Below are 13,981 nucleotides of genomic sequence, written 5' to 3' on the forward strand. Positions count from 1 at the left end.
CCATCGTCGTCAGCCGCCTTCCTTGCCGAGGAAGACCGCGCGGGCGAGGTCGTCGCGCTCGGCGAGTTCGCGGGCCGGACCTTCGAAGCGGACCTGGCCCTTCTCGAGGAACACCGCGCGGTCCGCGATCGCGAGGGCGATGTTCAGCGACTGCTCGACGATGACCATGGTCAGGCCGTCGGCCTTGAGGCGTTCGATGATCGCCAGCAGGTCCTGGACGACGACCGGGGCCAGGCCCAGGGACAGTTCGTCGATCAGCAGCACTTCCGGGTCGTGCATCAGGACCATGGCCAGTGCGAGCATCTGCTGCTGGCCGCCGGACATCGAGCCGGCGAGCTGGCCTTGCCGTCCGGCGAGGTCGGGGAACAGGTCGAGGACGTACGCGAATCGCCGGTCGCGGTCGGCGGGGTCCTTGCGGACCCGGAAGGCCGCCATCTCCAGGTTCTCGCGGACCGTCATCCCCGGGAACACGCCCTTGCCGCCGGGCAGGAGGTGGACGCCGTAGCTGCCGCGCTGCTCCGGGGACACGTACGTGATGGTCCGGCCGCCCAGTCGGACGACGCCGCGCGAAGGCGTGCCGAGTCCGCAGACGACCTTCAGGATCGTGGACTTGCCGGCGCCGTTGGTGCCGAGCAGCGCGAGCGTCTCCCCGCGCCGGACCTCGAACCCGACGTCGAACAGCGTCTGCACGTGCCCGTAGGAGAAGTCGATGTTGTTGACCTGGAGCACGGGGATGTTCTCCGGGTCCTGCAACTGCCGGTCGCGCTCGTCGAGTTCCTCGCGCAGTTCTTGTACGACAAGGGACAGGTCGTGCTTGATGAAGCCCGCGCTGCGCACGACGAGCAGGCCGCCGATCAGCGTGGACGGTATGCCGACCACCAGGACCGCGACGCGGGCGTCGTAGGCGTTGCTGATCAACCCGGCGAGCAGGGCGCCGCCGGTCGCGCCGATGAAGAAGATGTAGATGGCCGACAGGGCGCTGCCGAGGCCGCGCAGGCGGTAGGGGACCACCGAGGACAGCACCGGGCCGACCATGGCGAAGGTGACCGAGGACAGGATGGCCGCCGGGATGCCCGCGATCATGAAAGCGATGCCGTTCGGCATGGACCACTGGATCGGCAGCAGCACCGCGCCGGGCAGGATCAGGTAGCCCAGCAGGGCAAGCGCCCGCGAGGGATCGAGGCGGTAGAGGCGGTCGTACCAGGGGCCGACGATCGGGAGCGCGAGCAGCAAGGACGCTCCGGAGACCGAGCCCCACACGCCGCGCTCGAAGGTGGACATCCCGTAGTGGTCCTCGGCCCACAGGTTGGAGAGCACTCCGCCGGTGAACAGGCTGAAGCCGAGCGCCGAGAACGCGATGATCGAGCTCTTGATGGAGCGGATGCGCATCAGCCGGGCGAAGGCCGCCTCGATCGAGATGGGCATCGGCTTGACGTCCTCGACGACCTCGCCCAGGACGGACTTCATCTCGTGCTGCCCGCGGGGCGGTTCCGGAAGCCGGAAGGCCCATACGGCGACCAGCAGCGCAGGCAAGCCAAGGATCAGGAACGGCCAGCGCCAGCCGTCATCGCCACCCGCCAGAGTGGCGATGCCCCCGACCGCGAGCGGACTGAGCGCTCCTGCGGTTCTCGCCGCGCCGGCACTGATGGTGGCCAGGCGTCCGCGGACGCCGATCGGATAGGTGTCCGCGTTCAGCGAGCCGTGCACCGGCAGGGTGCTGGACTTGGCCACCCCGACGCCGAACCTCGCGAGGAAGAACAGGAAGGCATTGGCCGCCAGTCCGCAGGCGAAGACCATCGCCGAGAACGCGATACCCGCCCAGCCGATGACCCGGCTGCGGCGGCAGCGGTCGGCCAGCCAGCCCATCGGCAGCGCGCCGAGCACAAGGAAGGCGCCGGATGCTGCCGAGATGAAGACGATGGCGCCGTCGCTCATGCCGAACGCATCGCGGATGTCGGGCGCGAGGATCCCCAGCGCCGCGGATTCCAACTCGTCCATCGCGGCCAGCGTCGTGAGGGTGAGGAAGGTGGCCGATCCTCCGGCGGCCAGCCCGGCGCGCAGCGACAGTTGCTCGTCGCCGACACCGGGGAGGAGCTCGTCGGCGAAGAGCACCTCGCGGGAGGACTCCGCTTGCTGCCTTCGGCGTTCGGCCTCGGCGTCGATCAGGCCGGCCGCCAGGCCGGCGGCGGACGGCGCCGCGCCGTCGACCGCGTCGCTCGGCGCGCTCACCTTCGGGCCCCTTCCGGGCGCGGTGGGCGGGGGGTGCAGTGCAGCATGGCGATCTCCGCGAAGGACGTGCTGACGGGACATCAGCGGGCGGCGGGTGGGACTCCGATGCGCCGAACCCGAGTCGGAGCAGTGCGATGCGCAAGGCGGCACCGCGGGTGATCACGGGGAAATGAACCGATTCATTCGATCGGCTCAGGTGTCGTGCGCGTTAACTGTCGGGGCTGTGCCGGGAGCGTAGCCGTCGCAGCTTGCGCGCGCTAGTGCCCAAACTTGCGCTTTCCAGCAGGTTCTGATCTTCCGGACGGGAGGGGAAGAGAGTGGTCGGCATAATTTGTGTAACAACTACGCCGCGGCGAGTAGGTGTCGGACGCATGTATGAAACGATTCATTTCTGACCCTGCACCCGTGACCAGCCCTGGAGCCCGCATGGCCGCCCCGCACCACCTCCGAGTCGAGCACCTGGACGCCCCGACGGGACTGCACGTCAGGAGTCCGCGACTGTCCTGGCAGCTGCCGAGCGGAGCCGTGCGGCAAATTGCGTACCGGGTACGCACCGGGGCCTGGGATTCAGGCAGGATCGAAGCAGAGCACTCGGTTCTGGTGCCTTTCGCCGGTCCTGCCACGCACGCGGGGCAGAGGGTGGAGTGGCAGGTCAAGGTCTGGACCGACCTGGGGGAGAGCCCTTGGTCCGAGGCTTCCTCGTGGGAGGCCGGGCTGCTCGGACCGGGTGACTGGTCCGCCCGGTGGATCGAGCCCCGTGACGCCGAGCCGCGGCCGCCGGCCGGCGACCGGCCGGCGCACCTGCTCCGCCGGGACTTCCTGCTCGGCGCCCCGGTGAAGCGGGCCCGCTTGTACGCCACCGCTCATGGGATCTACGAGGCCTTCCTCAACGGTGTCCGGGTCGGCGACCTGGAACTGACGCCCGGGTACACCGCCTACCGCGACAACCTCCACGTCCAGACGTACGACGTCACCGAACTGCTCGACGAGGGCGCGAACACCGTGGGCGCCGTGCTCTCCGACGGATGGTTCCGGGGGCGGGCAGGTGCCATGCGTATCGCCGACGGCTTCGGGGAGCGGACGGCACTGCTCTTCCAACTGCACGCCGAACACGAGGACGGCACGGTGACCGTGCTGGGCACCGACGACGCGTGGACCACGTCGACAGCCGAGATCATCGCCGCCGATCTCATGGACGGCCAGCAGTCCGACTTGCGGCGGGCGCAGCCCGGGTGGTCCATGCCGGGGTTCGACGCCTCTCTGTGGGCCAAGGCGTCTGTGGCATCGGGCGGCCTGTACGACGACTTCGCCCGGCTGACCGCGTCGCCGGCGCCGCCGGTGCGGCGCGTCGAAGAACTCCGTCCGCGCTCGGTCGCAGTCCTCGGGTCGGGGCACCAGGTCGTCGACCTCGGCCAGAACATCAACGGCTGGATCCGCCTCGCGCTGCCGGCCGCAGCCGAACTGTCGCTGACCCATGGCGAGGCTCTGGACGCCGACGGCGACGTGACGACCGACCACCTGCGGGGCGAGGACTTCCAGTCGGGTGAACCGCTGCCCGCCGGGCAGGTGGACCGTGTCGTCACGGGGGACCGGGCGGGCGGCGTCTTCGAACCGCGGCACACCACACACGGCTTCCAGTACGTGCGGGTGGAAGGAGCCCGTGCCCCTCTCACGCCGGACGACGTGACCGGTGTCGTGGTGCACACCGACCTGCGCCGCACCGGGCACTTCCACTGCAGCGACGACCGGATCAACCGCCTTCACGAGATCGCCGACTGGAGCTTCCGGGGCAACGCGTGCGACATCCCCACCGACTGCCCCCAGCGCGAACGCGCGGGCTGGACCGGCGACTGGATGCTCTACGTCCCCACGGCCGCCTTCCTCTACGACGTGGCAGGCTTCTCCATCAAGTGGCTGCGGGACCTGGCCGCGGACCAGTGGGACGACGGCTGCCTCACCAACTTCGCCCCCGACCCCGGCGGGCGCGCCGTACAACACCTGCCCGCCGAGATCCTGGAGATGTTCGCCGGCTCATCGGCCTGGGGCGACGCCTCGGTGATCGTGCCCTGGGAGCTCTGGCGCTCCTACGGAGACCTGGACGCGCTCGCCGAGTTCCGGCCCATGATGGTCCGCTGGGTGGAGTTCGCCGCCGAACGCGCCCGCACCCGGCGCCACCCCGGCCGGGCTGCCTCTCGCCCCGAGGCAGCGCCGCACGAGGAGTTCCTCTGGGACGCCGGCTTCCACTGGGGCGAGTGGACCGAACCCGGCGTCGACGAGAACGCGTTCCGCACGGCCGACCACGGCGCGGTGGCGACCGCGTACCTGTACCGCTCGGCGTCGCTGCTTTCTCGGATCTCGGCGCTGACCGGCCACCCCGAGGAGGCCGACCGCTACGCCCGCCTCGCCGAACACGTCCTTGCTGCTTGGCGCACCGAGTTCCTCGCCGAAGACGGTGCGCTCACCCCGAACACCCAAGCCACGTACGTACGCGCGCTCGCCTTCGGGCTCGTTCCCCGGCACCTGCGCGCCGCCGCAGCCGAGCGCCTCGTGGGGCTGATCCGCGATGCGGGCACCCATCTCGGCACCGGATTCCTCGCCACTCCTTACCTCTTGCCCGTCCTCGCCGAAACCGGCCACCTCGACGTCGCCTACGAGTTGCTCTTCCAGGACACCGAACCGTCCTGGCTCACCATGGTCGACCGCGGTGCCAGCACCATCTGGGAGCACTGGAACGGGATCGACGAAGCCGGGGTCGCCCACGCCTCGCTCAACCACTACAGCAAGGGCGCGGTCATCTCGTTCCTGCACAACTTCGTCGCCGGGATCCGGCCGCCGGCCGACCCCGACCCTGAATCCGCGGGATACCGCCGCTTCGAGATCGCGCCGGTCCCCGGCGGCGGGCTGACGTCGGCCTCCGCGACTCTGGACTCGCCGTACGGCACCATCGCTTCCGCCTGGCGCATCGAAGAGAACGGCGCCTTCACCTTGACGGTCACCATCCCCCCGGGCAGCGAGGCCGACGTCCGCCTGCCCGACGGGCGGTCCTTCCGAGCGACACCAGGTACACACGACTACAGCTGCCCGACGGGGGTCTGATCGAGGGCCTCAAGGGACCGGTCGGCGCACCCTTGTCTTTTTTGTGTATGACGTATTTTATTTCCCTCGGGCGGGACCTGGATGCCCGTCTGCCCGCACGGCTTCACCACGAGGAGCGCACCCCATGGCCGTCATCGACGTCGACGCCCACTTCGAACCCGCCCGGGACTGGCTCGACCAGTTCCCGAAGCTGCGGGAACAGCTCCCGGCGTGGTTGCCGGACGACGACCCGGAGTTCGCGCCGAACACGCCCGAGCACTTCGCGTACGCCGCCTTCCCGCTGCGCCACACGGCGGCCCGCGGGGCGCGCATCCCGGTGGCGGACATGACCACGCCGTTCATGCGCACGATCTTCCCCGAGGAGCGGCCCGCGGACTTCAACCTCGGCGGCCACTCCCAGTGGCAGGAGGTGGACGCCGCGGCGCGGGTCCGCCTGCTCGACCAGCAGGGCATCGCGGTGCAGAACATCATGAGCGGCCTGGGCATGGTGTACATGTCGCTCATCCGCGACACCGAGCTCGGCAAGCTCGCCGTGGGCTCGCTCAACACCCACCTGGCCGAGGCCACCGCCGACCACCGCGACCGTCTGCTGCCGGTCACTCTGCTGCGCTACGACGACCTCGACTGGTCGGTCCGGGAGCTCACGCGCATGCGTGCGCTGGGCAGCCGTGCGTTCCACGTGACCACCACGGCAGTCGGCGGAGTCCCGCTGTTCCACCCGGACTTCGACCGTCTGTGGTCCGCCGCCGAAGACCTCGGCATGATCGCGATCCTGCACGTCGGCCTCGCCGATGCGGCGTTCGACCCCGGGTACGCCAACACCTCAGACCCGAGCGTCCTCACCCACATCGCCACGGGCCAGACCCACCAGATGGGCGAGGTCTTCCTCAACGCCATGGTCTTCGGCGGCGTGTTCGAGCGCCATCCCAGGCTCACCGCGCTGATCGCCGAACTCGGTATCGGTTGGGTGCCCTTCACCGTCGCCAACATGGACGGCCGCGCCACGCCGGAGTCGGCCGTCTTCCTGCACGAGTACAAGCTGCCGCTGAAGCCCTCGGAGTACGTGCAGCGCAATGTGCGGATCACGCCGCTGCCGAACATGGGGCAGCTGCCGTTCGAACTCTTCGAGCAGCTCCCGGGCGTCGCGGTGTTCTCCTCCGACATCCCGCACTTCGAGGGCAACCTGACGCCGGTCGAGTTCTACGCGAAGGAACTCGCCGAGACGCCCGCCGACGTCCGCGACGGATTCCTGGCCGGGAACATCTGCGAGGCGTACGCGCGGATGGGCGACCCGCTGGTTCTGCCGGCCTGACGCACAGCCATGCCGGACGCCCCCCGGTCTCACCCCGTACCTACCTGAGGAGAGCTACGCCATGCACGACCGTCTGGCCGTCCACGAGTTGCTGCAGCGCTGGTGGTTCATCTACGACGAGGGCGACTTCGACGCCTGGGAGGACGCGTTCGCCGAGGACGTGTGGTTCACCACGCGCACGGACTCGGGAGACCACCCGCACGAGGAGTTCATCGCCTCGGACAACCGCGGCCGTGCCGATGTGCTCGCGTGGCAGCGCGAACACCGCCTGGGCAGCCCCTATCCGCTGCGCCACAACGGCACGAACATCCACATCACCGGAGAGACGGACGACGAAGTGTCCTTCGCGTCGTACATCTTCGTGACCACGACCCAGGATGGACTGCCCTCGAACCTGGCAAGCGGAATCGTGCGCGGCGTGGCCCGGCGCGAAGAGGGCGTGTACCGCTTTGCCGAGGTGCACGTCGTGCTCGACACCATGAAGGCCGCAACGCTCGCCGAGCAGCGCGGTCTGACGGCGAACCGGTGAGAAGCCGAGGGGCCTGCCGGGTCGGACGACCCGGTAGGCCCCTCGATGCGCCTCGCCGCAGGGACTACAGCTGTAGCGCCTGGATCTCGTAGTAGTCCTCCAGGCCGAGCCGTCCGAACTCCCGGCCGGTGCCGGAGAGCTTCATGCCCCCGAAAGGCGCCGCGGTGTTGAAGAGGCCACCGTTGATGTCGACTTGCCCGCTGCGCAGTCGGCGGGCGACCTCGATCGCCGTGGCCTCGTCCGGCCCCCAGACGGCACCGGACAGGCCGTAGGGCGTGCCGTTGGCGATGTCGACCGCGTCGTCGACGTCGTCGTACGGGAGTACGACGAGCACCGGACCGAACACCTCCTCCTGGGCGATCTCCGATCCGGGGTCGGCGTTCGCGATGACGGTGGGGCGGACGAAGTAGCCGCGGTCCAGACCGTCGGGGCAGGCACTGCCTCCGGTGGCCACCCTCGCCCCGTCGGCGACGGCCCGATCGATGAAGCCGCGTACCCGCTCGCGCTGGGCCGCGGAGACCAGCGGCCCCTGCTTGGCTGCCGGGTCGCGGGGATCCCCAAGGGTGAACCGGGAGGCCGCGCCGGCGGCCATTTCGACGGCGTCGGAGTAGTTCCGGCGCGGGACCACGAGTCGAGTGATCGCCAGGCAGGTCTGCCCGGAATTGAGCAGGCAACTGCTCACGGTCGCCTTCACCGCCTGCGCCAGGTCGGCATCGGGCAGTACGACGGCGGCCGATTTGCCGCCGAGTTCCAGGGCGACGCGCTTGATGCCCTGCGCCGCGGCAGTGGCGACCGCCCGTCCACCTGCCGTCGAGCCGGTGAAGGAGACCATGTCGACACCGGGATGCCCCGCGAGTGCCGCACCCACCTCGGGGCCGCGACCGCTGATCAGGTTGAAGACCCCGGCAGGCAGGCCGGCTTCGTGCACGGCCTCGGCGAGGAGGTACGGGACCAGCGGGGCGACCTCGCTGGGCTTGAGGACGACGGTGCTGCCGCTGAGCAGCGCCGGGACGACCTTGCCGATGGTCTGCAGCAGCGGGTAGTTCCACGGCGTGATGGCGGCGACCACGCCGACCGGCGACCGGTGAATGCGGGAGTTTCGGACCGCGGCGGGCTCCTCGATGCCGTCCGCGGCCTCGATGAAGTCGCGGACGGCGACGAGCGGAAGGCGGGTCTGGAGCTTGTCGGCGATGCGGTGCGGTGTGCCGACATCGTCGACCACGGCGTCCGTCAGTTGCGGGGCCCGAGACTCCAGAGCCTTGTGCAGCGCTTCGACGGCGGCAATGCGCTCGGACTGCGGCGTCGCGGCCCAGGCGGCCTGCGCGGCCCGGGCCGCCGTGACGGCCCGGTCGGCATCGGCGGCAGACCCACGCGGCACGTACGCGATGACTTCCTCGGTTGTGGGGTTCGTCACCGGGATCGGCTCCGGGGTTGCTCCGGCGAGCCAACGGCCGTCTATGTACACGGGCTTGGTGGGGAAGTGGGGCATGCGGTGCCTCCTTGCTTGCCCGGGCGGCGGCGCGGCCACCGAGTGCACGGGCCTTGACGTTCAATCCTCGTGATGATGTATTTCATGTACAGGAATTACAAGATCCTGTCATCGTCGGGCCGTGTGACGCGTACCGCCCTCGCAGGGCGCCGGAGACGCCGCGGCCCAGGAAGGCTGCCGACAGTGTTCGAAGGACGCATCGCGCAATTCACCGCGCCGAACGAGCCGTTCGAGATCCGTGAGGTGTCCCTGGCCGACCGCGGCGTGCGCCCCGGCGAGATCCTCGTCAAGGTCACCAGGGCCAACGTCTGCGGCAGTGACCTGCACGCCTGGCACGGGCGCTTCAACACCCGCGGCCTGGGCGGCAAGCTCCCGACCGTCCTCGGCCACGAGATGGTCGGGGTGGTCGCCGGGCTGGGGGAGGGGGCGTCGCGCGACGCCAACGGCGGGGATCTGGTCGAGGGGACGCGCGTGGTGTTCCCGTACTTCTTCCCGTGCCGCGTGTGCCGTTACTGCGTGTCGGGGCGCAGTGCGAGCTGCGGGCGCATGACCATGGCGATGCTTGCCAGTTCGGCGGAACCCCCGTACTACGTCGGCGGATTCGCCGACTACTTCCTGCTGCCGGCCGGAGCGCTGGTCTACACCGTGCCCGATAGCCTCACGGACGAGGTGGTCAGCGGCGCCAACTGCGCACTCGCCCAGGTCATGCAGGCCTTCGACCGCGCGCAGCTCGGATTCGGCGAGACCGTGGTCATCCAGGGCGCGGGCGGCCTCGGGCTCTACGCCACCGCGCTGGCCAAGGCGCGTGGAGCCGCGACCGTCGTCGTGGTCGACGCGGTCGCCGAACGCCTCGAGCTGGCTCGTGAGCTGGGTGCCGACGCGGTCGTGGACATCACTGTCGAGCCCGACGAGCGGGCCCGGGTCAAGCGCGTACACCAACTGACCGGCGGCGGCGCGGATGTCGCAGTCGAACTCGTCGGTGCGCCGGGCGTCGTCAACGAGGGCATCAAGATGCTCGGCCGCTTCGGCCGCTACCTGAGCGTCGGCAACATCGGGCACGGTCAGACGTACGAAGCCGACCCGTCGCGCCTGACGCTGACCAACAAGAGCATCGTCGGAGTCTCCCTCTATGAGCCCGACGCGCTCGGCAGAAGCCTGGTCTTCCTCGACTCGGTACGCGACAAGCTGCCCAAGCGCTGGCTGGAGAGCACGACCTTCCCGCTCGCGGAGATCAACGAGGCGTTCCGTGCCGCGGACCGCCGCGAGGTCGTCCGAGCCAGCATCGTCCCGTAGAACCGACCCCCACCGTCGTCGGCCAAGCCAGGAGAAGCAGTGAGTGACCAGGACAGCCCCGGGCTCGACTACCGCGTCGCCGACCACATCGCGACGATCACGCTGAACCGCCCCGACCGCAAGAACGCCTTCACGATGGACGTGGTCGACGCCTGGGCGGCGGCACTTCGTAGCGCCCAGACGGACCCGGACGTACGGGTGGTCGTGGTGACCGGGGCGGGCGACGCGTTCTGCTCCGGGGTGGACCTCGAGGCCTTCGCGGAGCGCGAGCGTACGCCCTGGGCGGAGAAGAACCTGCTGACCGAGCGCATCCACCAGGTCGCCTTCGCCGCCGAAGCCCTGACCAAGCCCTACCTCGCCGCGGTGAACGGTGTGGCGGTCGGCGCCGGCATGGACATGGCGCTGATGGCCGACATCCGCATCGCCGCACGGTCCGCGCGGTTCAGCGAGGGCTACATCCGCGTCGGTCTCGTCCCGGGGGACGGGGGCTGCTGGTACCTGCCGCGCATCGTGGGGAGCGCGACTGCGCTGCGCCTGCTGTGGACCGGGGATTTCGTCGGTGCCGACGAGGCCCTGGGGATGGGGCTGGTCAGCGCGGTGCACGACGACGCCGACTTTGCGTCCGGAGTGCACGCGTTCGCGGCGCGTCTCGCCGCCCAGCCGCCGGTGGCCGTCCAGCTCATCAAGCGCGCGGTCCGCGAGGGCGAACGCCACGACCTGCGCACGGCCTTGGACCTCATCTCCTCCCACCAGGCGGTCGTCACCTCGACGCAGGACTCCAGGGAAGCGCTCGCCGCGTTCCGGGAGAAGCGTCCCGGCGTCTACACCGGACGATGAGGTGCACGTGACGGCCACGACGACCCCAGCCGGTTCCGATGCCCTCGATCTCCGGCACCGGGTCCGCGAGTTGACGAACCGGTGGCGGACCGAAGGCCGGTACACGCCGCGCAGCGACAACTGGATGCGCGGCTTCGACCCGGATTTCAGCCGCGAACTCGCCGCCCAAGGCCTGATCGGCATCACCTGGCCGCAGGAGTACGGCGGCCGCGGGCTGAGCCAGGCCGCCCGCTTGGCGGTGAACGAGGAACTGCTGCGCGCGGGCGCACCGGTCGCCGCGCACTGGATCGGCGACCGGCAGATCGGTCCTGCGGTCCTGCGGCACGGCACGTCCGAGCTCAAGAAGGAGATCCTGCCCGGCATCGCCGCCGCGCAGTATGTCTTCTGCTTGGGCATGAGCGAGCCGGAGGCAGGCTCCGACCTGGCCGCTGTGCGCACCACGGCGGCGAGCGTCGAGGGCGGCTGGCTTGTCAACGGCCGCAAGGTGTGGACGACGGGTGCGCACAAGGCCACGCACACCTATCTCCTGGCCCGCACCGAGCGCACCGACCGCAAGCATGAAGGGCTTTCCGAGTTCATCGTCGACATGGCCACCCCCGGCATCGAGGTGACGCCCATCGTCGACCTCGCCGGGGAGCACCACTTCAACGAGATGACGTTCAGCGACGTCTTCGTGCCCGGCCGGCGCCTGCTCGGCACACCCGGCAATGCCTGGCGGCAGGTGACCGAGCAGCTCTCCTTCGAGCGCGGCGGCCCGGAACGCTTCTTGTCCACGTACCCGTTGTTCGCCCTCGCGCTGGAAGCAGCTCCCAAAGGCGAGGCCGACGTCGAGCGAGAGATCGGGCGCTTGGTCGCCGACCTCGCGACGCTGCGGCGCCTCGCCCGGAACGTCGCGGCGAGCCTCGACGACGGGGCAGCGCCGATCGTCGACGCCGCGACCCTGAAGTACCTGGGGAACGCCTTCGAGAACGACGTCGTCGACTTCGCGGGCCGCATCTGCACCCCCGAGCGGCCCGACCTGCACGCGGCCTGGGCGCAGGCGCTGCTGGCCTCGCCGGGCTTCACGATCCGCGGCGGCGCCGCCGACGTCCTGCTGTCCATCATCGCCAAACAGGAGACCCGGCCGTGAGCGAGCATGCCGAGGAACTGCGGGCGCTCGTCGCCGACATCGCCGGCGCGATTCCGGTCGCCGAACGGTCGTCCGACGCCATGTGGCAGAAGCTGGTCGACGCCGGCCTCTCCTTGGTCGGCGTCGACGAAGCCCGGGGCGGGTCGGGCGGGACGTACGAAGACCTCCTTATCGTCGTGTGCGCGCTGGGCGAGCAGGCGGCAGGGGCGCCCCTGGCAGAGAACGCTTTGGCGTCATGGGTGCTCGCCGGCGACCGAACTGTGGGTGACCAGCTGGCGATCGCCTTCGGGGTGGACGCCGTCTACGAGGACGAGATGTCGGTGGTCCGCATCCCGCAGGTCCCGTGGCTGCGCCAGGCACGCGGCGTGGTGGTGTACGACCGGACGGGCACGGCCTCGTACGTCGACGTCGAGGCACCGGGCGTCGAGATCCACGAAGGAGTCAACCTCGCCGGCGAGCCGCGCGACGACCTCATCCTGCGCGGGACCGCGGCTCCTGGCCTGGCGAACGCTCCCGACATGGCCGAAGCCCAGGCCCGGTTCGCCCTGCTGCGCGCGGCCGCCGTGGCCGGCGCCGCAACCGGTGTGTACGCCCTCACCCGCGGCTACGTCATGCAACGCGAGCAGTTCGGCAAACCCCTCGCCCGGATCCCGGCAGTGGCGGCCGCGCTTGCCGCCATGCGCGTCGCGACCGTGCGCCTGGACGCCTCGATCGAACGGGCCGTCGGCCACCTGGCCCGGTCCGGCGGCACCTCACCGACGTTCCGTGCCGCCGTGGTCGCCGCCGGGATCACCACCGCGGATACCGCAGCCGTCTGCGCCCGGCACGCCCACCAGCTCCACGGCGCCATGGGCGTCACCGCCGAATACCCCCTGCACCACTACACCAAGCGGCTTTGGTCCTGGCCGGGTGAAGTAGGACCGGAAGCGGGCAGCGCGCGGTACCTCGGGAAGCTCGCACTCGCCGGCGGCGAAGCGGCCGTCTGGGACGAACTGACCTGCTGAACCGGCCTAGGAAGGCAGCACGAAAACCATGGACCACCCGCCGCAGCGCTACGGCATGACGCTGCCGTTCTCCGCCCCACTGGCCGACCACCCGCGCATCGCACGGGACCTGGCTGCCGCCGGCTACACCGACATCTGGAGCTGCGAGGTCGACGGCCTGGACGGGTTCACCCCGCTGACGCTGGCCGCGACCGGCGCCCCGGACGCCCACCTCGGCACCGCCATCGTCTCGCCCTTCACCCGCGGCCCGGCCGTGCTGGCCATGACGGCCGCTGCTCTCGCCGAACTCGCTCCAGGACGCTTTCACTTGGGTATCGGGTCGGCGTCGCGGCCCATCGTCCACAATTGGAACGCGACGGCCTTCGAGCTCCCTTACGAACGTGTACGCGACACCGTCAGGTTCCTCCGCAGCGCACTCGCGGGCGAACGGGTCGCCGAGCAGTACGAGACCTTCGCGATCGACGGCTTCCGCCTCGCCCGCCCACCGCAGACGCCCCCGCCGATCTACCTTGCCGCGCTGCGCGAGGGCATGCTGCGCCTGGCCGGCCGCGAGGCCGACGGGGTCATCCTGAACTGGCTCTCCGCCGACGACGTCAAGAAGGTCGTGCCCTACGTGCACGAGGGCGGTTCCGGCAAGGAGGTGGTCGGCCGCATTTTCGTCTGCCCGACGGACGACGCGGACGCGGCCCGCACTGTATGCCGGCGCATGATCACCTCGTACCTCAACGTCCCCGGCTACGCGAACTATCAGCGCTGGTTGGGCCGGAGCGAGCAGCTGCAGCCCATGTGGGACGCCTGGGCTGCCGGCGATCGGAGGCGCGCGTTGGCCGCGGTGCCCGACGAGGTGGTCGACGACCTGATCGTCCACGGCTCCCCGGAGGAGTGCCGCGCTGCAATCCGGCGCTACGTCGACAACGGTGTCACCGTGCCCGTGGTCATGTTCGTCGACCCGGGCCTCGGCACCGACCCGCTGGACGACGCTTTGGCGCTCGCCCCGACCCGCGGCTGAGGCACCCGAGCCGACCTGGTGCCGGCGACGGAACAGGGCCGACGCCGGGCGCCA

General features: G+C 70.3%; 10 protein-coding genes. 8 read left to right on the plus strand and 2 right to left on the minus strand.

Annotated elements, in window-relative coordinates:
• Positions 1–9 precede the first annotated feature (9 nt).
• Complete coding sequence (locus tag LZ495_RS35270) at positions 10–2,229, minus strand: ATP-binding protein (RefSeq protein WP_235057225.1); 2,220 nt, start codon at positions 2,227–2,229, stop codon at positions 10–12.
• A gap of 426 nt (positions 2,230–2,655) precedes the next feature.
• Between LZ495_RS35270 and LZ495_RS35275 the strand changes: the two genes are divergently transcribed.
• The 3 genes from LZ495_RS35275 (at position 2,656) to LZ495_RS35285 (ending at position 7,166) form a co-directional block, all read left to right on the plus strand.
• Positions 2,656–5,325 carry an alpha-L-rhamnosidase gene (locus LZ495_RS35275; protein WP_268823776.1) on the plus strand — a complete coding sequence of 890 codons (2,670 nt, stop codon included), beginning with the start codon at positions 2,656–2,658 and terminating at the stop codon, positions 5,323–5,325.
• Positions 5,326–5,449: 124 nt separating this feature from the next.
• Positions 5,450–6,637 carry an amidohydrolase family protein gene (locus tag LZ495_RS35280; protein WP_235057227.1) on the plus strand — a complete coding sequence of 396 codons (1,188 nt, stop codon included), beginning with the start codon at positions 5,450–5,452 and terminating at the stop codon, positions 6,635–6,637.
• 61 nt (positions 6,638–6,698) lie between these two features.
• The gene (locus tag LZ495_RS35285; RefSeq protein ID WP_235057228.1) at positions 6,699–7,166 is read left to right on the plus strand and encodes a nuclear transport factor 2 family protein; all 468 of its coding nucleotides are present in this window, start codon (positions 6,699–6,701) and stop codon (positions 7,164–7,166) included.
• Between the two features lie 64 nt (positions 7,167–7,230).
• On the opposite strand, the gene LZ495_RS35290 is transcribed toward LZ495_RS35285, so the two are convergent.
• Positions 7,231–8,655, minus strand: a complete 1,425-nt coding sequence (locus LZ495_RS35290) for an aldehyde dehydrogenase family protein (RefSeq protein ID WP_235057229.1) — start codon at positions 8,653–8,655, stop codon at positions 7,231–7,233.
• A gap of 183 nt (positions 8,656–8,838) precedes the next feature.
• Between LZ495_RS35290 and LZ495_RS35295 the strand changes: the two genes are divergently transcribed.
• Genes LZ495_RS35295 through LZ495_RS35315 form a run of 5 tightly spaced genes read left to right on the plus strand, consistent with a single transcriptional unit; the run spans position 8,839 to position 13,927 of the window.
• Positions 8,839–9,948 carry a zinc-binding dehydrogenase gene (locus LZ495_RS35295; protein WP_235057230.1) on the plus strand — a complete coding sequence of 370 codons (1,110 nt, stop codon included), beginning with the start codon at positions 8,839–8,841 and terminating at the stop codon, positions 9,946–9,948.
• A 39-nt stretch (positions 9,949–9,987) separates the two neighbouring features.
• Positions 9,988–10,785 (plus strand): enoyl-CoA hydratase/isomerase family protein, encoded by a 798-nt coding sequence (locus tag LZ495_RS35300; protein WP_235057231.1) that lies wholly within the window; start codon positions 9,988–9,990, stop codon positions 10,783–10,785.
• 7 nt (positions 10,786–10,792) lie between these two features.
• A complete protein-coding gene (locus tag LZ495_RS35305) occupies positions 10,793–11,914 on the plus strand; it encodes an acyl-CoA dehydrogenase family protein (RefSeq protein ID WP_235057232.1) in 1,122 nt (373 codons plus the stop codon).
• Positions 11,911–12,918: an acyl-CoA dehydrogenase family protein gene (locus LZ495_RS45100; RefSeq protein WP_235057233.1), complete on the plus strand. Its 1,008-nt coding sequence runs from the start codon at positions 11,911–11,913 to the stop codon at positions 12,916–12,918. Before LZ495_RS35305 ends, LZ495_RS45100 begins: the two co-directional genes overlap by 4 nt.
• A 28-nt stretch (positions 12,919–12,946) precedes the next feature.
• A complete protein-coding gene (locus LZ495_RS35315; RefSeq protein WP_235057234.1) occupies positions 12,947–13,927 on the plus strand; it encodes an LLM class F420-dependent oxidoreductase in 981 nt (326 codons plus the stop codon).
• The last annotated feature ends 54 nt before the right edge of the window (positions 13,928–13,981 follow it).

Origin of the sequence: Yinghuangia soli, assembly GCF_021502675.1 — a bacterium.
Classification (GTDB): domain Bacteria; phylum Actinomycetota; class Actinomycetes; order Streptomycetales; family Streptomycetaceae; genus Yinghuangia; species Yinghuangia soli.